General features: G+C 64.4%; 20 protein-coding genes and 1 tRNA gene. 19 read left to right on the forward strand and 2 right to left on the reverse strand.

What is annotated here, in order from left to right:
• The first annotated feature begins 523 nt into the window (after positions 1–523).
• The 9 genes from atpB (at position 524) to nucS (ending at position 8,325) form a co-directional block, all read left to right on the forward strand.
• Positions 524–1,333 carry a F0F1 ATP synthase subunit A gene (gene atpB, locus BL8807_RS05755; RefSeq protein ID WP_072724686.1) on the forward strand — a complete coding sequence of 270 codons (810 nt, stop codon included), beginning with the start codon at positions 524–526 and terminating at the stop codon, positions 1,331–1,333.
• A gap of 70 nt (positions 1,334–1,403) precedes the next feature.
• Positions 1,404–1,634 (forward strand): ATP synthase F0 subunit C, encoded by a 231-nt coding sequence (atpE, locus tag BL8807_RS05760; protein WP_072724687.1) that lies wholly within the window; start codon positions 1,404–1,406, stop codon positions 1,632–1,634.
• Between the two features lie 89 nt (positions 1,635–1,723).
• A complete protein-coding gene (locus BL8807_RS05765; protein ID WP_072724688.1) occupies positions 1,724–2,242 on the forward strand; it encodes a F0F1 ATP synthase subunit B in 519 nt (172 codons plus the stop codon).
• Positions 2,243–2,283: 41 nt separating this feature from the next.
• A complete protein-coding gene (locus BL8807_RS05770) occupies positions 2,284–3,105 on the forward strand; it encodes a F0F1 ATP synthase subunit delta (protein ID WP_072724689.1) in 822 nt (273 codons plus the stop codon).
• 48 nt (positions 3,106–3,153) lie between these two features.
• A complete protein-coding gene (atpA, locus tag BL8807_RS05775) occupies positions 3,154–4,782 on the forward strand; it encodes a F0F1 ATP synthase subunit alpha (RefSeq protein ID WP_072724690.1) in 1,629 nt (542 codons plus the stop codon).
• A 3-nt stretch (positions 4,783–4,785) separates the two neighbouring features.
• Entirely contained in the window at positions 4,786–5,706 is a 921-nt protein-coding gene (locus BL8807_RS05780; protein ID WP_072724692.1) for a F0F1 ATP synthase subunit gamma, read from the forward strand.
• A gap of 8 nt (positions 5,707–5,714) precedes the next feature.
• A complete protein-coding gene (atpD, locus tag BL8807_RS05785; RefSeq protein ID WP_072724694.1) occupies positions 5,715–7,196 on the forward strand; it encodes a F0F1 ATP synthase subunit beta in 1,482 nt (493 codons plus the stop codon).
• Positions 7,196–7,507, forward strand: coding sequence for a F0F1 ATP synthase subunit epsilon (locus BL8807_RS05790; RefSeq protein WP_072724695.1), 312 nt, complete (start codon positions 7,196–7,198; stop codon positions 7,505–7,507). Before atpD ends, BL8807_RS05790 begins: the two co-directional genes overlap by 1 nt.
• 113 nt (positions 7,508–7,620) lie before the next feature.
• On the forward strand, positions 7,621–8,325 hold the full coding sequence (nucS, locus tag BL8807_RS05795; protein ID WP_072725062.1) for an endonuclease NucS: 705 nt from the start codon (positions 7,621–7,623) through the stop codon (positions 8,323–8,325).
• Positions 8,326–8,424: 99 nt separating this feature from the next.
• On the opposite strand, the gene BL8807_RS05800 is transcribed toward nucS, so the two are convergent.
• Complete coding sequence (locus BL8807_RS05800; RefSeq protein WP_072724696.1) at positions 8,425–9,393, reverse strand: FKBP-type peptidyl-prolyl cis-trans isomerase; 969 nt, start codon at positions 9,391–9,393, stop codon at positions 8,425–8,427.
• An 81-nt stretch (positions 9,394–9,474) separates the two neighbouring features.
• On the opposite strand from BL8807_RS05800, the gene BL8807_RS05805 reads away from it, so the two are divergent.
• The 3 genes from BL8807_RS05805 to BL8807_RS05815 all read left to right on the forward strand — a co-directional run bounded on the left by BL8807_RS05805 (position 9,475) and on the right by BL8807_RS05815 (position 12,698).
• Positions 9,475–10,647: a hypothetical protein gene (locus BL8807_RS05805; protein ID WP_072724697.1), complete on the forward strand. Its 1,173-nt coding sequence runs from the start codon at positions 9,475–9,477 to the stop codon at positions 10,645–10,647.
• 50 nt (positions 10,648–10,697) lie between these two features.
• Entirely contained in the window at positions 10,698–11,651 is a 954-nt protein-coding gene (locus tag BL8807_RS05810) for a DUF8094 domain-containing protein (RefSeq protein ID WP_072725063.1), read from the forward strand.
• 75 nt (positions 11,652–11,726) lie between these two features.
• Positions 11,727–12,698, forward strand: a complete 972-nt coding sequence (locus tag BL8807_RS05815; protein WP_072724698.1) for a tetratricopeptide repeat protein — start codon at positions 11,727–11,729, stop codon at positions 12,696–12,698.
• Positions 12,699–12,853: 155 nt separating this feature from the next.
• Here the strand turns inward: BL8807_RS05815 and BL8807_RS05820 are convergent, their stop codons facing one another.
• Positions 12,854–13,480, reverse strand: coding sequence for a CYTH domain-containing protein (locus BL8807_RS05820; RefSeq protein ID WP_072724699.1), 627 nt, complete (start codon positions 13,478–13,480; stop codon positions 12,854–12,856).
• Positions 13,481–13,722: 242 nt separating this feature from the next.
• On the opposite strand from BL8807_RS05820, the gene BL8807_RS05825 reads away from it, so the two are divergent.
• The 7 genes from BL8807_RS05825 (at position 13,723) to BL8807_RS05855 (ending at position 19,489) form a co-directional block, all read left to right on the forward strand.
• Positions 13,723–13,798, forward strand: a tRNA-Arg gene (locus tag BL8807_RS05825).
• Positions 13,799–13,994: 196 nt separating this feature from the next.
• Positions 13,995–14,426 carry a hypothetical protein gene (locus BL8807_RS05830; RefSeq protein WP_226847269.1) on the forward strand — a complete coding sequence of 144 codons (432 nt, stop codon included), beginning with the start codon at positions 13,995–13,997 and terminating at the stop codon, positions 14,424–14,426.
• Between the two features lie 292 nt (positions 14,427–14,718).
• A complete protein-coding gene (locus BL8807_RS05835; protein ID WP_072724701.1) occupies positions 14,719–15,375 on the forward strand; it encodes an ECF transporter S component in 657 nt (218 codons plus the stop codon).
• A 115-nt stretch (positions 15,376–15,490) separates the two neighbouring features.
• Positions 15,491–15,880: a Rid family detoxifying hydrolase gene (locus BL8807_RS05840; RefSeq protein ID WP_072724702.1), complete on the forward strand. Its 390-nt coding sequence runs from the start codon at positions 15,491–15,493 to the stop codon at positions 15,878–15,880.
• 119 nt (positions 15,881–15,999) lie between these two features.
• Positions 16,000–16,881 (forward strand): lysophospholipid acyltransferase family protein, encoded by an 882-nt coding sequence (locus BL8807_RS05845; protein WP_072724704.1) that lies wholly within the window; start codon positions 16,000–16,002, stop codon positions 16,879–16,881.
• A gap of 320 nt (positions 16,882–17,201) precedes the next feature.
• Entirely contained in the window at positions 17,202–18,200 is a 999-nt protein-coding gene (locus BL8807_RS05850) for an NAD(P)H-dependent glycerol-3-phosphate dehydrogenase (protein WP_072724706.1), read from the forward strand.
• Between the two features lie 200 nt (positions 18,201–18,400).
• A complete protein-coding gene (locus BL8807_RS05855; RefSeq protein WP_072724708.1) occupies positions 18,401–19,489 on the forward strand; it encodes a D-alanine--D-alanine ligase family protein in 1,089 nt (362 codons plus the stop codon).
• Positions 19,490–19,572: the final 83 nt, after the last annotated feature.

A 19,572-nucleotide genomic window follows, 5' to 3' on the forward strand; every position in this document is an offset into this window, starting at 1 on the left:
CGTCCGTGTGACCCGCCTCGCCCGCGGACGGTTCCGTGGGATATGCCCACGGTCCGCATCATAAGAGAGACGGGTTCCACATATCGAGACATGGAATAACGGGATGCCATGGGACTCGTGCGGGCCTGGGACGCGGCTTGTGTCGCGTCGGATTAGCCCGTATCCTGTGGTTTTGTGCGGACCATCCCTCATCGGTGAGCGATGCGAGCCGGACGCAAACCATACACAACGAAGCGTATGCGACCAATAACGATGAACGGCTGTGAACGGCGCGAGTCCAAAGCGAAACGCCGTGCGGGCCGCTTGGCAGTAAGGAGGCGGGCGACGGTGCGAACGATGTCGAGAGACGGGATAACAATAACACCGCAGTCATTCGCCGGTGGGGCGCACGTGGGGACTTCGGCCCTTGCCGAGTGGCACCGGAACATGGGCTCACCGAAGTGGATGGTTTGTAACCAAAGGGTCACATACGCGTCATGAAGTGGGCTAAACTGACATCGGTTGTGAAGTAGGAGGCGTGAGCATGATCGAAACCTTGGGGTCCGGGGTCACTCTGGCCGCGGAGGAGATGGAGCTTCCCGGCATCGGCGATTTCCTGCTGCCGGAGATTCTGTTCGAGGGCACACCGTTCGCCATGGACCGCATCATCATGGTGCGCGTCATCGCCACCGTGCTGCTGCTGGTGGTGCTCGGCATCACCGCGTCGCGGGTCAAGCTCATCCCCGGCCGCTGGCAGGCCGCCGTCGAGTGGGTGCTGGATTTCGTGCGCTACAACATCGTCTATCAGGTGATGGGCGAGGAACGCGGCAAGCGCTATGTGCCGATGATCACCGCCATGTTCCTCTCGATTCTCGTGTTCAACCTGTGCGGCATCATCCCCGGCGCGAATATCGCCGCCACCGCCACCATCACCATGCCGCTGGTGTTCGCCGGCTGGTGCTTCGTGCAGTACTGGATCGCCGCCGCCCGCGAGAAGGGCCTGCTGCGCTTCCTACGCGATGAGATGTTCCCTAAGGGCGTTCCCGCGCCGATCTACGTGCTGCTCGCCCCGATCCAGCTGCTTGAGCTGCTGATCATCCGTCCGTTCTCGCTGACCATCCGACTGTTCGCGAACATGGTCTCCGGCCACATCATCGTGGCGCTGTGCCTCGCGGCGACCCAATGGTTCCTGATCGAATCGCCCGACAAGGCGCTCGCCTTCCTCGGCGTCGGCACCTTCGCGGCGGGCTTCGCGATGACCCTTTTCGAGATGCTGGTCGCCGCGCTGCAGGCCTTCATCTTCTCGATGCTGACCACCGCCTACATCAATATGAGCTTCCCCGAAGACGAGTGACGCTTCGCGGGACCGACAACAACCATCAAGATTTCCTTCGTAACCGAAGAAAAACCAGAAAGGACAAACCATGGATATCATCACCCTCGCGGAGGTCGCTGGTAACATCAACGTCATCGGCTACGGTCTGGCCACTCTTGGCCCCGGCATCGGCCTTGGCATCCTCATCGGCAAGACCATCGAGAGCACCGCCCGCCAGCCCGAGGTCGGCGGCCGTCTGCAGACGCTGATGTTCCTCGGCCTCGCCTTCGTCGAGGTGCTGGCCCTGCTCGGTCTGGTCGCTGGCTTCATCTTCCAGTGAGATTTTCGCCGCGTGCGTGAGTCCCCACACGTTGTGGGCGGCATGCGGCGCGCTCAAGGAAGATTTCAAGCCAACGAAAGGAGAACGACATGACTATTGCGGAAGAGAGCGGCATCGCGCTGTTCATCCCCAAGGTCTACGACATCGTGTGGTCGCTGATCATTCTGGTGATCATCGCGGTGTTCTTCTACAAGTTCTTCATGCCGAAGTTCCAGGCCGTGTTCGATGAACGCGCCGAGAAGATCCAGGGCGGCATCGAGAAGGCCGAACAGGCCCAGATCGAAGCCAACGCCGCCAAGGAGCAGTACGAGAACAAGCTGAGCACCGCTCGCGTCGAAGCTTCGAAGATCCGCGACGACGCCCGCGCCGAAGCCTCGCACATCATCGCCGACGCCCGCGCCCGCGCCGAAACCGACGCGGCGCAGATCATGGCCAACGCCCAGCGCTCCATCGAATCGCAGCAGCAGCAGGCCCTGGTCTCGCTCAAAGGCGAGGTCGGCGTGCTGGCCACGGCTTTGGCCGGCAAGATCCTCGGCGCCAAGCTGGAGGACGATGCCGTGCAGAGCTCGATGATCGACTCGATGATCGACGGCATGAGCAAGAAGTGACAGTGGCTCGCAAGTCAAACGCAAAGAAAGGGAGGTGAGACATGCGAGGAGAGGCATCACGTATCGCCGATCGCGAGTCGCGTGACTCGCTGGCCCCGCGTCTCCGCGACACCCGTGAGGACGCGTGGCGCATTGGCAACGAGCTTTTCACCATCACGAACGTGCTGGACCATGACATCCATCTCGAACGCGCGCTCACCGATCCGTCCCGGCCGGTCGCCGACAAGGAGGCCGTGCTCAGGACGATTCTGGGCGATCAGGCGCACGAGATGACGATGACGATCATGAACGATCTGGTCGCCCGCAAGTGGAGCCGCGTCTCCGACATCGCCAACGCGGTGGAGGATTTCGCCGTGGACGGCATGATGTACTACGCCGACGCCACCGGCGCCACCTTGCAGGTGTCGGTCGAATTGGCGCAGCTGCATTCGGCGCTGCTCAACCTGCCCGTGGTGCGTTCCAAGCTCTATGACGCGAGCGTGCCCGCCGAAGCGCGCATCAAGCTGCTGCTCTCCCTGATCGGCGATCAGGGATTCAGCAAGGTCACGATGCGGCTGGCCGAGCATGCCACCTGCAATCTGCGAAACCGCCGTTATCTGGAGACGATCCAGTGGCTGATCAACAAGTTCTCGCGCCATATGGGCGAGTCCATGGTCACCGTGACCACGGCCGTCGCCTTGAACGAGGAGCAGATCCAGCGGCTGACCGACGTCTATTCCGAGAAAACCGGCCACCCGGTGCACATCAACTCGGTGGTGGATCCCACGGTGATCGGCGGCATGCGCGTCCAGGTGGGCGACGAGGTCACGGACAACACCGTGGTCGCGCAGCTGCAGCACCTGCACAGGGTCGTGGCGGCCTGACCGGAACCAAAGACTTACTTACGAAACGAACAATCAGAAGGAGTGATCATGGCAGAACTGACCATCGATCCCGCCTCGATACGCAAGGCGCTCGACGAGTTCGTCGAGTCGTACAAGCCGAGCGACACCCCCACCCAGGAGGTGGGCTATGTCGCCACGGCAGGCGACGGCATTGCGCACGTGACGGGTCTGCCTGGTTGCATGGCCAACGAGCTGCTGACCTTCGAGGACGGCACGCTTGGTCTGGCGTTCAACCTGGACGCTCGTGAGATCGGCGTGGTTATCCTCGGCGATTACGCGGGCATCGAAGAGGGCCAGGAAGTGCGCCGCACCGGCGAAGTGCTTTCCGTGCCCGTCGGCGACGGCTATCTGGGCCGCGTCGTTGACCCGCTGGGCAACCCGATCGACGGACTGGGCGAGATCCAAAGCGAGGGCCGCCGCATCCTCGAGGCCCAGGCCCCGGACGTGATGCACCGTCATCCGGTGGACGAGCCGCTGTCGACCGGTCTGAAGGCCATCGACGCGATGACCCCGATCGGCCGCGGACAGCGCCAGCTCATCATCGGCGACCGCCAGACCGGCAAAACCGCCATCGCGATCGACACCATCATCAACCAGAAGGCCAACTGGGAATCCGGCGATCCGAAGAAGCAGGTGCGCTGCATCTACGTGGCGGTCGGCCAGAAGGGCTCCACCATCGCCTCGGTCAAGCAGAGCCTGATCGACTCCGGCGCCATGGAATACACCACGATCGTGGCCTCCCCAGCCTCCGATTCCGCCGGCTTCAAGTACATCGCCCCCTACACCGGCTCGGCCATCGGCCAGCACTGGATGTACAACGGCAAGCACGTGCTCATCGTCTTCGACGATCTGTCGAAGCAGGCCGAAGCCTACCGTTCGATCTCGCTGCTGCTGCGCCGCCCGCCGGGGCGCGAGGCCTACCCGGGCGATGTGTTCTACCTGCACTCCCGTCTGCTCGAACGCTGCGCGAAAGTCTCCGACGATCTCGGCGGCGGTTCGATGACCGGTCTGCCGATCGTCGAGACCAAGGCGAACGACGTGTCCGCCTACATCCCGACCAACGTGATCTCCATCACCGACGGCCAGATCTTCCTGCAGTCCGACCTGTTCAACGCGAACCAGCGTCCGGCCGTGGACGTGGGCATCTCCGTGTCCCGAGTCGGCGGCGCCGCGCAGACCAAGGCGCTCAAGAAGGTCTCCGGCACGCTGAAGATCTCGCTGGCGCAGTACCGCTCGCTGGAATCCTTCGCCATGTTCGCCTCCGATCTGGACGCGGCTTCGAAGGCGCAGCTGACCCGTGGCGCGCATCTGACCGAGCTGCTCAAGCAGCCGCAGTTCAGCCCGTACTCCATGGAGCAGGAAGTGGTTTCGGTGTGGACCGGCACGAACGGCAAGCTCGACGACCTTGATCTGGCCGACGTGCTGCCCTTCGAGCAGGGACTGCTCGACTATCTGGAGCACAACACCGACATCCTCAAGACCATCCGCGAAACCGAGGCCTTCACCGCGGAGACCGAAGCGGCGCTGGCCAAGGCCGTGGACGCCTACCGCGAGACCTTCGTCTCCACCGCCGGCAAGCCGCTGGTGGACAAGAAGCCCGAGGTCAGGCAGGACACTCCGGTCGACCAGGAGACGATCGTGGCGGGGGAGAAGTAACCTATGGGCTCGCAACTCGCATTGAAATCCCGCATTGCCTCCACGTCGTCGTTGGAGAAGATCTTCAACGCGCAGGAGATGATCGCGTCTTCGCATATCGCCCGCGCCCGCGACGTGGCGCTGAACGCGAAGCCGTACACCGATGCGATTTTCGATGCCGTGCAGGCTCTGGTGGCCCACACCCATGTGTCGCATCCGATCGTGAAGAAGGAGGAGGACAACCCCCGGGTCGCCGTCCTCGCCCTCACCTCGGATCGCGGCATGGCCGGCCCGTACACCTCCTCGATCATCCGTGAGACGGAATCGCTGCTTGCCCGCCTTGACGAGCAGGGCAAGCAGCCGGAGCTGTACGTGTACGGTCGCCGCGGATCGACGTACTACAAGTACCGCAACCGCGCGATCGCCGACACGTGGGAGGGCAACACCGACCAGCCCGGCGTGGAAATCGCCGAGACGATCTCCAAAGCGCTGATGGAAGCGTATATGAAGCCGGCGAGTCAGGGCGGAGTCTCCGAACTCTACATCGTCTACACCGAGTTCATCAACATGGTGGTGCAGAAGGTGCGCGTGCTGCGCATGCTGCCGGTGGAGCTGATTCGTCCCGACCAGCCGGACAACGGCCCCATGACCGAGGACGACGCCGAGAACGCCTCCCCTCTGTACGCCTTCGAGCCGAGCATCGACGAGGTGCTGGACGCGATTCTGCCGAAGTACATCCAGTCGCGCATCCACGAATGTCTGCTCACCGCGGCCGCATCCGAGACCGCGAGCCGGCAGAACGCCATGCATACGGCCACGGAGAACGCCCGCAACCTGATCGACGATCTGACCCGCAAGCTCAACGCCTCGCGTCAGGCCTCGATCACCCAGGAACTTACCGAAATCATCGGCAGCGCTGACGCGCTGAACACAAAGGAAGAGTAGGAACGCATATGGCTGAGAATCTCACCACTGCGCCTCAGGAGAACGAAGTCGCCATCGCCGGCCGCGTGACCCGCGTCCAGGGCTCGGTGATCGACGTCGAGTTCCCCGTGGGCCACCTGCCTGACATCTACAACGCTCTGACGGTGGAGCTCGGCGATACCGGCGTTCGCGAGGAGGGCGAAGCGCCCGCGCGCATCACCCTTGAGGTCGAGCAGCACCTCGGCGACTCCACCGTGCGCGCCGTCGCCCTGAAGCCCACCGACGGCCTGGTGCGCGGCGCGGTCGTCACCGACACCGGCGGCCCGATTCAGGTGCCGGTCGGCGACGTGACCAAGGGCCACGTGTTCGACGTGGCGGGCAACATCCTCAACAAGAAGGACGGCGAGACCATCACCGTCACCGAGCGTTGGTCCATCCACCGCAACCCGCCGGCCTTCGACCAGCTGGAATCCAAAACCCAGATGTTCGAAACCGGCATCAAGGTGATCGATCTGTTGACCCCGTACGTGCAGGGCGGCAAAATCGGCCTGTTCGGCGGCGCGGGCGTCGGCAAGACCGTGCTGATCCAGGAGATGATCCAGCGCGTGGCCCAGAACCACGGCGGCGTCTCCGTGTTCGCCGGCGTGGGCGAGCGCACCCGTGAGGGCAACGACCTGATCGGCGAGATGGAGGAGGCCGGCGTTCTGGAGAAGACCGCCCTGGTCTTCGGCCAGATGGACGAGCAGCCGGGCACCCGTCTGCGCGTGCCGCTGACCGCTCTGACCATGGCCGAGTACTTCCGCGACGTGCAGAACCAGGACGTGCTGTTGTTCATCGACAACATCTTCCGCTTCACGCAGGCCGGTTCCGAGGTGTCCACGCTGCTGGGCCGCATGCCCTCCGCCGTGGGCTACCAGCCGACCCTGGCCGACGAGATGGGCGCCCTGCAGGAGCGCATCACCTCGACCCGCGGCCACTCGATCACCTCGCTGCAGGCCATCTACGTGCCCGCCGACGATTACACCGATCCGGCCCCGGCCACGACCTTCGCCCACCTCGACGCCACCACCGAGCTGTCCCGCGACATCGCGTCCAAGGGCATCTACCCGGCCGTGGACCCGCTGAGCTCCACCTCGCGAATCCTCGACCCGCGCTACGTGGGCCAGGCGCACTACGACTGCGCGAACCGTGTCAAGGCGATTCTGCAGCGCAACAAGGAGCTGCAGGACATCATCGCCCTGATCGGCATCGACGAGCTGAGCGAGGAGGACAAGACCACCGTCGCCCGCGCCCGCCGCATCGAGCAGTTCCTCGGCCAGAACTTCTACGTGGCCGAGAAGTTCACCGGCCGCCCGGGCTCCTACGTGCCTGCCGACGAGACCATCGAGGCCTTCACTCGCATCTGCGACGGCGTGTACGACTCCGTTCCGGAGCAGGCCTTCTCCGGCATCGGCGGCATCGAGGATCTCGAGCGCAAGTGGCATGACATGCAGAAGGAACTGGGTGCGTGATGACGGGTTCGGATCAGAGCGCAGGCAAGACCACGATGCGGGTGAACATCGTCGCCGCCGACCATCCCGTGTGGTGCGGCGAGGCGGTGAGCGTGACCATTCCCGCCTCCGAGGGCGGCATGGGCATCCTGCCGAACCACGAGCCGATACTGACGCTGATCAAGCAGGGACGGGTCACCGTGGTCGAACCCGATGACGACCTGCATATGTTCGATGTGAACGACGGATTCATCTCCTTCGACTCGAACAAACTCACCGTGGCCGTCGAGCGCGGGCACGACGTGGTGTACACCACCACCGAGCAGCAGTAGCGCCGCGTTTCATCTCCCGAGCGGGGCCTCACTCCATACCGAGTGGGCCCCGCTTTCGTATTTTCTCACGGTTTGCGCGCAGTGCGGCAGGGGATGCGGTACAGTGGTTGGCCGTGCGAATACTTGTTGCTGACTGCTGCGCGGAATACACCGGCCGACTGAACGCCTCTCTGCCTTTGGCGCGCCGCGTTCTATTGATCAAGGCCGACAACAGCCTGCTGATCTTCTCCGAATTGGGCTCCTACAAGCCGCTGAACTGGATGAGCGCCCCCTGCACCTTGAAGGACATCACGCCGGACAACGCCGATGCCGACGTGGACACGCCCGTCCCCGAGAAGGTGCTGCGCGTCTGCGCCGACAAATCCAGCGATGTGCTCGAGGTGACCCTGCAGCATATCTATTCCGACGAGACCTATGATCTGGGCGAGGATCCCGGCCTGATCAAGGATGGCGTGGAGGACCATCTGCAGCGTTATCTGGCCGAGCAGATCGAACGCATCGGCGAAGGCGCGCGGCTGGTGCGCCGTGAATATCCCACCGCGATCGGACCGGTCGACATCATGGCCATCGACGCGAACGGCGAGCATGTGGCCATCGAGATCAAACGCAACGGCGGCATCGACGGCGTGGAGCAGCTCACCCGCTACTGCGAGCTGCTCAACCGCGACCCGCTGCTGGCGCCCGTGCGCGGCATCTTCGCCGCGCAGACCATCACCCCGCAGGCGCAGGTGCTGGCCAAAGACCGCGGCTTCACCTGCCTGCTGCTCGACTATGACGAGATGAAGGGCGTCGAGGACGATTCCCTGCGCCTGTTCTGAGACCAGACCGAACGGATCCGACTACGACGAAGGCCCGGCCACCGAGCGGTGATGAACCGCCGATGACCGGGCCTTCGTGCGTGAATGGAGCGGGGTGGATCAGTACGCCGCGACGATATCGACCACGAACACGATCGTGGCGCCGCCGGGGATGGTGTCGCCGCTGCCGCTGTCGCCATACGCCAGATCGGCGGGGATGACCAGCAGCACCTGCGAGCCGACGGTCTGGCCGATCAGGCCGTCCTTCCAGCCCTGGATGATCGAGCCGGAGGATGAGAGGTCGGCGCTGAAGCTGGTGCCGCGGTCCCAGGAGGAATCGAACTGCGTGCCGTCGGTCAGCCAGCCGGTGTACTTGACCACGGCGACGCTGGAGTCGGTCAGGGTTTCGCCGTCGCCCTTGATCAGCGTCTGCGCGATGAGCTCGTCGACCGTGCCCTGTCCGTTCATATCGATGGAGGGCTTGCCGTCCTCGTCGCGCGTCACCTTCGGCAGATCGGCGGGCAGGTCGGTGACTTCCTCGCCGGTGGCCTTCTCGAGGTCGCGCGACTTGGAGACCAGCGTCATCGCCATGATGTACGAGGAGACGGTGGAGCTCGAGGAGCTGGACGATTCGTCGTTGATGCCGAACGCCACGGTGGTGTTGAGCGTCTGTCCCTTGATCACGTCGTAGTAGGTGGAGGAGAGGTAGTCGGAATCGACGAGGATCGAGCAGTCCGGGGTGTCGTCCTCCCAGGTGCTCATCAGTTCGGAACCGTCCTCGACGTTGATGGCCACGCCTTGGGCGCAGACGCGATCGCCGTCTTCGATGGTTTCGCCATTACCCTTTTGCAGTACGGCGTACGCGCCGTTCTCCACGGTCATGGGGGTGTGCAGCTTGATGGTCGGCTTCTCGCCGAGTTCGCCGGTGGCGGTGATGCCCGCGAGCTGGTTCGCTTCGGATGATGAGGCGGAATCGTTGGAATCGTCGGAATCCGAGCTGCCGGAGCATGCGGACACGGTCAGGCACAGGGCCAGGGAGGCAATGGCGGCCATCGTCTTGGCCGCGCCACGAAATATAGAATTGCGCATAATCCTCCACAGTAGCCTCAAACCCTGATTTTGCCCCGCGTCTAGGTAATCAACAGGTGAAGATTGTAGAATGGTGCCGTTATGAGTGTTGAAGAACAAGAAAACGCGGACGTCAAGCGTCCCACGCGTCATGCCATGATCATGCGGGGTGTGGTGACTCCCATCTTCGGTCTGCTTGCGATAGCGGCCGTGGCGTTGGGAGTGATGAACGCCACCGCATGGAAGCCGAGTACCCAAATCGAGGCCACCACTCGGGTTTCGGGCGCCCGATACATCGTCACCGACCCGGGTGTGCTGCCGCTGGTGGATTCCGATGCGCGGGTGAGCGTCGAAACGTCGGACTCTTCGCAGGAGATATGCGTGGCGTTGGGATCCGCCAAAGACGTCGTCGGCTGGGTCTCAGGCAACGATTACGTGCGGGTGACCGGGCTGGAGGATTGGACCGAGCTGTCGACGCAGAAGGCCGAGGCCCAGGGGGACGCGGACGTCGAATCCGACTCGTCCGTCGCTTTCGAGGACTCGGACATGTGGACCGATGTCTCATGCGATACGGGATCGGTGAGCGTGCGTGCGAGCGACGCCACCGAAACGCAGGTCGCCATCGTCGATCTGGGCGAGGAGTCCAGCGCGACGGTGTCGCTGGACTGGACCCGTCGGAATGTGCCCGACTTCGCCATGCCGTTCTATTTCGTGGGCGGTCTGTGCGTGATATTCGCCGTGCTTTCCGCCTCGGTGTTCGCGATGGATCCGAGCAAGAGGCGTAAGAAGGGGAAGACCGCCGAAACCGCCGACGGCGCCGTCTCCGGCGCGGTGGACGCGGCTCAGGACGCCGTCGCCCAGGCCGCCGCTGCGACGGCCGAGGAAGTGACCATCGGCGCGGCCGTCGCGGGAACCCTTTCCACATCCGCCGCGTCGGTATCGAAAATGTTCAGCGGAAAGAAAAGCCGCCGTCGGCATGCCCGACGTGGCCGCGACGTCGCCGCGACCGAAACGCCGGCCGCACCGACCATCGTCGATCCCTCGGCCCGCAATCTGGTCGCCGACCAGCAGAACGGCGTCGAGCCGTCCGTCGAAGGCGCGACGCCGTCCGACGGCGGGAGCATCGCCGCGGACGACGCCGCCACATCGGTGATCAGCGCGGACGAGCTGCAGGACTACTTCGCCCGCCTTGCCCAGGAGGTGGGCGGTGCCGAGGGAATCTCCGAACCGCTCCCGGGCGAATCGGACGCCACCGAATCTCAGGAGGAACAGTGAACGCAACACGATTGAGTAAGGTATGCGCCGCGGCGACGATCGTCGTGGCCATGACGGCGTCGTTATGCGCGTGCGAAGGCCGTGTGCCCACGGTCAGCGCCCCATCCTCCGACAGCGTCTCCCCGGACCTGACTGAATCGCAGGAGCAGGAGATCCGCACGCGGATCCTTGAGACGCTGGAGGCCGCCAACGAGGCGAGAAGCACCGACGGACTCGACCAGATCCTTTCCGGGCCTGAACTGCAGATCCGCACCAGCGAAATCCTCGTCGCGCAGACAACCGGCAGTCTGCGCAAGGAGGCCACCATCCCCACGGACATCTCCCAGACCGTGATCCCCACGAACGACGGCTGGCCGCGCTCCGTGTTCACCATCACCACCACCACCGAGGACCAGCAGTCCATGCGTCTGCTGGTGCTGACCCAGAACTCCGCGCGGGAGAACTACAAGCTCACCGCGGTGGCGCGACTGTTCTCCGGCGCGCAACTGCCGAAATTCGCCATCGCCGAAATCGGCTCGCAGATGGGCGACCCGGAGGACGAGAACCTCGTGGCCACGCCCACCGAAGCGGTGGAACGCTACGCCGACGTGCTGCAGAACGGTTCGAACAGCGAATACGCCTCCGAATTCGCGGACGACTACTTCCGCGAGCAGCTCGCCCAGCTGACGACCACCGTGCAGGAGGGTATGGAGCGCAACAACGGCACCCAAACGCAGACCTTCACCGCCGATCCGCAGCAGATGTGGATCATGCGGTCCACCGAGGGCGGCGATCTGGTGGTGGCGACCATCGCCTCCGAATGGACGCGGCAGGCGGGCGAGGGGCGCGAATCCCAGCCGGCCTCCGACGAGGAGCGCGCGCTGTTCGGCGACGGCACGGCCACCAGCACCATGAAGGTGACGTATGTGAACGTCGTGGCGTTGTACGTGCCAAGTGAGGACTCCGGCCAGCAGATCACCGCGGTGGGTGCCGAGCGCTACCCCGTGAAGGTCGAGGCGCTGTAGGCATACGCTCAACGCACAATACGATGCTGGAACTATGATGGTTCCAGCATCGTTTTTGTGTGGAAGGTGAGTGTTATGGCGGGTCAGCCGGGATTCAATCCGGGAGTGTCGTTGGCGGGAGCGGTCGATTTGGAGGCGCTCAAGCATCAGGTCAAAGCCGAGCCGGGGCAGGCGGGAGGCGCGCCGGCGGCGGGCGGCTACGTGATCGACACCACCGAGAACACCTTCCAGGCGATGGTGACCACTTCGGCCACCTTCCCCATCCTGCTGCTGCTGTGGGTGCCGACCGACGACCGTCTGTTCGACATGGCCCGTGCCCTCGGCGACGCGGTGAACGCGCAGAACGGTCTGATTCAGCTGTCCCGTATCGACATCGCCGCCAATCCCTCCATCGCGCAGGCCCTGCAGGTGCAGGGCGCGCCCGCGCTGTTCGCGCTGATCGGCGGGCGGCCCATGCCGCTGCTGCAGGGGTTGCCGAGCGCCGACGAGCTCGCGCAGTTGTGCGAGCAGGTGGTGCCGAAGATCATCCAGGCGGCGCACCAGTCCGGTGTGGACGGCACCGCGCCGTACTCCGGCGATCCCGATGCGGACGCCGCTTCCGTCGATTCCGCCGCCGGAGGCTCGGACGCCGCCGTTCCGCCCGAGCATATGGAGGCGTATCGTCTGGCCTGCGAGGGCGACTATGCCGGTGCGGCCGACGCCTACGCCCGCGTGCTGGAAGCCGATCCGAAGGACTCGCTGGCCGCGCGCGAACGTGCGAAGGCGCTGCTGCTGATGCGTTCCGGTTCGGCGAACGTGCGTGAGGTTCGCGCCGCCGCGGCCGCCGCTCCCGACGATGTCGAGACGCAGCTTGCCGTCGCCGACATCGATATGATTGGTGGGCAGATCCAGGATGCCTTCGATCGTCTGCTGGACTTTCTGGCCGATGGGCATAAGGCCGACATCGAGCCGGTGCGTCGGCGTCTGCTGGAGTATTTCGCCATTCCCGAGCCGGACGACCCGCGTCTTGCCGCGGCTCGCCGCCGTCTCGCCACGCTGATGTACTAACGCCCGTCGGTCCCTGCTGGCCTGCGTCCGTGGTGGGCGGCGGGGCTGGCCCGCCGCTTCTGTCCGTTGAAGGCATGATGACGCGTAGCCGGCGGCTTATGTTGTGCGGGCGAGTCCGTCGGCGATCCGCGCCCGAAGGCGCGGCGGCCCGACGATTACTCCATGCGGTTCTTGCCGAACAATTGCTGGAACTGCGGGCCGTTCTGCGCGAGTTCCGCCTCGAATTCATCCGCCCAGACGGAGAACGGCCACGCGGCCAGGCCGTCGTTGCTGAACCGCGCCTGATCGGTGATCTCGGTGGTGCAGAACTTCGGAATGGTCAGATTGGTGACCGGGCCGGAACGTTCCGCCTCCGCGATGATCAGCGGCGCGTTGGCCCCGCCGAACACGTCCACGCTCCAACCGTCCTCCGCGATCCAGACGGAGAAACGGTTCTTGGCGATCACCTCGCCTCCGCGCTTGATGAGCTCGGCGGCGATGCGCGTGTCGATCTCGCGTTCGGCCTCATAGCGGGTGCCGCCTACGGACGGGCCTTTGACGGTGACGAACGCCTCGGAGAAACGATTGCGGTACTGGTCGACGATGGCCGTCGGATTGAGGTCGGGCGTCATGTCGAGACGGATCCCATGCGCTTGGAGCCGCACGCGCAGGGCGTAGTTGCCGTCGTGCACGTAATAGCTTTGCACGATCAGCGTGGGCGCGTCCCCGTCATCCATCTCGGCGGGGAACTCGCGGCAGAAGAAGCGGCGCTCGTATTCAAAATCGTTGACAGGCTCGGACATAACCCTAGTCTACTGCCGGAGCGGGGTCGCACGAAGCTTCGTCCCACTTTTCCCCGTGCGACCTTTCCGAACATCAAAGCGACAATCGCACATTCGTCATATCCGCGGAATATCGCCGAATCCGAGAACATCTTGTTCGTTTTGAGGTTGGGAAAGGGGCGCACGGGCCGATTGGGATTTCGTGCCGTGCGCCGTCGATGGGCACGTTTTGACCGTCGCGTGGTGTACAGTGATGAAGTCTCGGGCTTGTAGCTCAGTGGATAGAGCGTTTGCCTCCGGAGCAAAAGGCCGTGGGTTCGAATCCCATCAAGCCCACCAATGGCTGGAATCTCAACGATTCCAGCCTTTTTGTTTTTCCCGGGCCGCGGATCCCGCCCGCCGTGCGCCGGTGTCGAAGGACAATATTTGTTATGAGGACTGACAAATATGGACGCGATTATGAGACGATTTGCGTTTGCCCGGCTTTCCGATAGGATGACCTGCGGCCCCGATGACGAAGAAACAGGAGTGTGTCATGGCTGAAGAGAAGAAGTCCAATAAGTGGCTGGTCCCGGTGATCGCGGTCGTCGTGGTGGTGGTGCTGGCGGTGGCCGGCGTGTTCGTGTGGCGTGCGATGTCCGGCGGCTCGGTCGAAAGCGCCAAGGCCGCCTGCATGGAGGCTTCCGATGCGGCCCGTGTGGCGACGAACAAGTACAACGGCCTGGTGAACGGCGACGCCTCCACCGCGGCCGAATACACCGAAGACGATGTGACCGACGCCTCCACGCTGGATGCCCTCAATGAGGCGCTCTCCGCCGAAACCCCCACGTACGTGAGCTGCGCCGCCGACGACGCCGCCGGCTATGAGGCCGTGACGGAGACGCTGAACGAGGCGACCGCTTGGTACGAGTCCCATCTGGACAGCCTGCAGGAGGCCGTCGACGCGGTGAACGCCTCGTTGAAGTAAGGCACGACCCGCATCGCGTGATTTTCCAGTCCGCCGACATCCCACGATGTCGGCGGACTTTTCGTATGTGGGCAAGATTCCTAAAGTCCTGCGCCCTGCGCGTGGGCATGGCGTGCCCGATTCCATGTCGGGCAGTCTAAGTCCTATGCGTGGGCAAAGCGGATGAGGACCGTGCGCAACTGCTAAAGTGCATAACGGCGTTTCCGCCCGAGCTGCGCAGGTCAAGGAACGCCCGTGCCGGCAGCGGCATGTCCGACACTGTGCGCAGTCCGAACGGGATAAGGAGCTTCCCATGGGCAACCATGCCTCAAATCAGGCCAATCAGACCAATCAGACCAATCTTTCTCGATCCACGCGCCCCCTGCGCTGGACCCCCGCCGACATCGCCGTCGCCGCGGCGCTCGGCGTCGCCTGCGGCATCGTGTTCTGGGGCTTCAATTTCGCCTATGCGGCCATATCCCCGTTCCTGGGAGCGATCCTGCCCGGCGTCGCCAGCCTGCTGCACGCCTTCTGGTATTTCTCCGGCCCTTTGGGACTGCTGATCATCCGCAAGCCCGGCGCGGCGATGTTCGTCAATGTGGTCGGTTCCGCGGCGGAGATGCTGATCGGCAACCAGTTCTCGATGGGCTTCGTGTTCGCTTCGGCCATTCTGCAGGGCCTGTTCGCGGAGATTCCGTTCGCGGTGACGCGCTACCGTGTGTTCAACCTGCCCATCTCGTTGATCTCCGGCCTGCTGGTGGCGGTCGAGTACGGCTTCTACCTGCTGTTCTTCCGCTACCAGGGCGTGGCGATCGTCAGTCCGCGCGGCATCACGCACCTCATCTGCGAGATGATCGGCGGCGTGGTGGTCGCCGGCGCGATGAGCTGGTTCCTGTACCTCGCCATCGCCCGCACCGGCGCGCTCGACCGTTTCGCCTCCGGCCGCGCGGTCCGCGGCATGCGCGACTGACCGCAATGCGGGCAGCGATTGGGCGGGCATGACATGCGCTCGTTATCATCGCCAGTAATCGGCGCGTTCGCGCGCGGGCAAACCGACGAATCGGCGGAAGATTAAGGAGCGATCAATGAGCGAGAAGATGGAAGCGGTGGCGACCTCCGAGGCCCCGGCGGCACTGGGCGCGTACAGCCAGGCGGTCAAGGCGAACGGCTTCGTGTTCGTGTCCGGCCAGCTGGGCATCGACCCGGCCACCGGCGAACTGGCGGGCGAGACCGCGGGCGAGCAGGCCGCGCAGGCCCTGAAGAACATCAAGCATATCCTCGACGCGGCCGGCACCGGCATCGAGCATGTGTGCCGCGCCACCATCTACTTGAAGAACGTGGAGGACTTCAAGGAGGTGGACGCCCGCTACGCCGAGGTGTTCATCGGTTCCGTGAAGCCGGCCCGCTGCGCTTTCGGCGGCAACGACATCCCCAAAGGCGCGCTTGTGGAGATCGACGCCATCGCCGTGTTGTGACCGTCCACGCCCACGGAGGTTTCGCGCCGCGGCCGAACGTCATGCCGTTTGGCCGCGGCGCAACCATATCGTGGTGCGGATCCGCCCGATTGGCGGTGGGATAGGGCACAATGGAGGGCATGGTATCGAAAGGAAAACCGTCGCCGCGTTCGGCCGTGAAGCCGCTTCCCGACGCCCAGGTCGCGAAGCTCGCCGCCAGCCATCGTCTGGTGGATCCCACCGCGTACTATCCGACCGGCCCGCGCACGCCCAACGAGGCGGAGATCAACGCGCAGAATCCCAAAGCCACCAAACGCCTGCTGGCGGGCGTCTCCCTGGTGTTCCGCGCGAGCTGCAAAACCAAGGCCTGGGGTCTGGAGCATGTGCCCGAAACTGGCACGTTCATCACCGCGGCCACACATGTGACCATGTTCGACGTGTTCGTGCCGATGATGAGCCTGTTCCACCAAGGTCGCCGTCCTCGCTATATGGCCAAGGCCGAGATGGCGAAGTGGCCGCTGATCGGCAAATGGTTCCAGCTTGTGGGCATGCAGCCGGTGCAGCGGCGCAGCGGCAAGGCCAAGGATATCGTCGACACCTCGATCGACATCGTCACTTCGGGCCGTCCGTTGACCGTATGGCCCGAGGGCACGGTGACGAGGGATCCACAGAAATGGCCGATGAGCATGAAGAACGGCGTGGGTATGATCGCGCTCGAATCGTCGCGTCGGCTGGGGTATCAGGTGCCGCTGTTCTGCGCGGTGACGTGGGGTGCGGCCAGCATCAACCATTGGTGGCCGTGGCCCCGCAAGAACGTGGTGATGTGCTATGACGCGGCGCTTGACTACGCCGATCTGCTGGAAGGCATGGACGGCTGGGGCGAGGAGCCGCCGGTCGAGCTCGCCGACGAACTCACGCGCCGCATCCGCGTGCGCATGACCGAGATCATGGCCGAAATCCGCGGCGAGCAGCCCCCCGACGGCGTCTGGGACTACCGCACGATGAGCCGAATCAAGGAGTAGGCGCCATGCTTTGGCATGGAGGGCGTGACGGAGATCCTTCGACTCCGGGCTTCGCCCTCCGCTCAGGATGACGGGTGGCAGAGGCTTTCCTCGCGACGGGTGGTTTTCCCTTCGTCATGCTGAGCGAAGTCGAAGCATCTCACCACCATTGACAGTCGAAGTCTTATGAAGGAGCGATGAGGCAATATGAACATTACGGTATTGGACGCCGGGGCATGGGCGGCGCCGTTGGGCGGACAGCCCGGTGGGCTGTCCGTAGGCGACGCTGAGCGGCGGCAGTCGCGAGGCAATGTGGCAGTACCCCATGCGGAGGTGGCGCGATGAGCAAAATTACGGTATTGGGCGCCGGAGCATGGGGTACCTCCTTCGGCCAGGTGCTGGCCGACGCCGGCAATGACGTGACCATGTGGGCCATCGAACCCGACATCGTGGAGGACATCCGCGATCGCCGCCGTAACGAGGCGCGTCTGCCCGTCGTCGAGCAGCTGCCCGCCAATATGACCGCCACAGGCGACCGCGCCGAAGCCGTGGCCGACGCGCAGATCATCATCGTCGCCATCGCCGCCCAGTTCGCGCGTGTGGCGCTCACCGAATTCAAAGGACTCATTCCGGCCGACGCCATCGTCGTCAGCCTGATGAAAGGCATCGAACGCGGCACCAACAAGCGCATGGACGAGGTCGTGCGCGAGACGCTCGACCTGCCCGCCGACCGTTTCGCCGCCGTCTCCGGCCCGAACCTGAGCAAGGAGATCGCGCAGCGGCATCCCGCCGCCACCGTCGTGGCCTGCGAGAGCCTCGACAATGCGAGGAAGGTCGCCGAGGCCTGCACCACCGACTATTTCAAGGCCTTCGTCACCACCGACGTGATCGGTTTGGAGATGTGCGGCTCCCTGAAGAACGTGATCGCGCTCGCCGTCGGCATGGCGCGCGGCGCGGGCTACGGCGAGAACACCGCCGCGATGATCGAGACGCGAGGGCTCGCCGAACTGACCGCTTTGGGCCAGGCGGCCGGCGCCGATCCGAAAACCTTCGCTGGACTCGCCGGCGTGGGAGACCTCATCGCCACCTGCGGCTCCCCGCTCAGCCGCAACTACACCTTCGGCGCGAACCTCGGCAAGGGGATGAGCGTTCAGGAGGCGACCGAAGCCAGCAACGGCGTGGCCGAGGGCGTGCCCACCACGGACGCGGTCGTCGCCTTGGGCAAGGAGCTTGGCGTACCCACGCCGCTCGCCTACGCGATGAGCCGCGTGCTGGACGAGGGCATCTCCTGCTCCCAGATGCTCACCCTGCTGTTCGGACGCGACATCACCGAGGAATAACCACCCGCGCGCGTCGCCAACCGCCCCGACCCACGGTGATCCAGCCTGGGCCGGGGCGGTCGCATATGGGCGGAACCGCCGCGAGAGGAAGGTTCCGGCGGTTTTTCTGTGCGCATCCGCGCGCGGGAAATCCCATGGACATGACGATGTGCATAATAAAGACTGGTCGACAATGGTCCGGTAGAAACGAGGGAAACGATATGGCCAAGAAGCGCGTGATGGTGTTGTACGGCGGCAGGTCCGACGAGCATTCGATCTCCTGCATCTCCGCCTCCGGAGTGCTGAAGGCGATCGACACCGAGCGTTTCGAGCCGATCGCGGTGGGCATCACCAAGTCCGGGCAGTGGATCGTCGGCGGCGAGGATCCACGCGGTTGGGATTTGAGCGGCGGTGTTTTGCCGACCGTCGAGGTGACGCCCGACTGCCGGCCGGTGACGCTTGACGTGACGCGTGGACGGGACGGCTTCATGCCGATCGGACATGTCGATGTCGTGTTCCCCGTGCTGCATGGTCCGTACGGCGAGGACGGCACGTTGCAGGGGCTGCTGGAGATGATGGACGTGCCGTATGTGGGTTGCGGCGTGTTCGCCTCGGCCGCCTGCATGGACAAGCATTACACCAAGATCCTGCTCGCCGCGGCCGGCATTCCCGTCGCGCCCGGCATCACCGTGGACGCCCGCGCCTATGACGAGTCCAATGCCGACGCGCTGCTCGCCCGGGTCGAGGAGGCCGGACTGCGCTATCCGGTGTTCGTCAAACCCTCGCGTGCGGGTTCGAGTTTCGGGGTGACCAAGGTGGAATCCGCGGACGCCGAAGCGATGGCCGCCGCCGTGGCCGAGGCCGGCCGGCATGACTGGAAGGTGCTGGTGGAGCAGGGAATCGACGCGCGCGAGATCGAATGCGCGGTGCTGTGCCCCAAGCCGGGCGACGAGCCGATGACCTCCTGGCCGGGCGAGATCGTGCTCGACCGTGAAGGAAACGACCAGTTCTACGATTTCGATTCCAAATACATGGACAACACCGCGAGCCACGTCGAAGTGCCGGCCAATCTGCCCGAGGACATGCTGCGGCGGGTGCGCGAGGTGGCGGCCAAGGCGTTCCTCGCCGTCGACGCAGCGGGATTGAGCCGTGTGGACACCTTCGTGACCCCCGATGGCGAGGTGATGGTCAACGAGATCAACACGCTGCCCGGATTCACGCCGATCTCGCTGTATCCCAAGGCCTGGGAGGCGAACGGTCTGAAGTACGCCGACCTGATCACCACGCTGATCGAGGGCGTGGCGCGCTGACGCACGGAGCCGCCGGCCCCGGCTCTCCGTGCGACTTTTCCGCACATGAACCGCACACCCGCACATTGGTCGGATTGGCGCAA

The organism is Bifidobacterium lemurum, from assembly GCF_014898175.1.
In the GTDB taxonomy this organism is placed as follows: Bacteria; Actinomycetota; Actinomycetes; order Actinomycetales; family Bifidobacteriaceae; genus Bifidobacterium; species Bifidobacterium lemurum.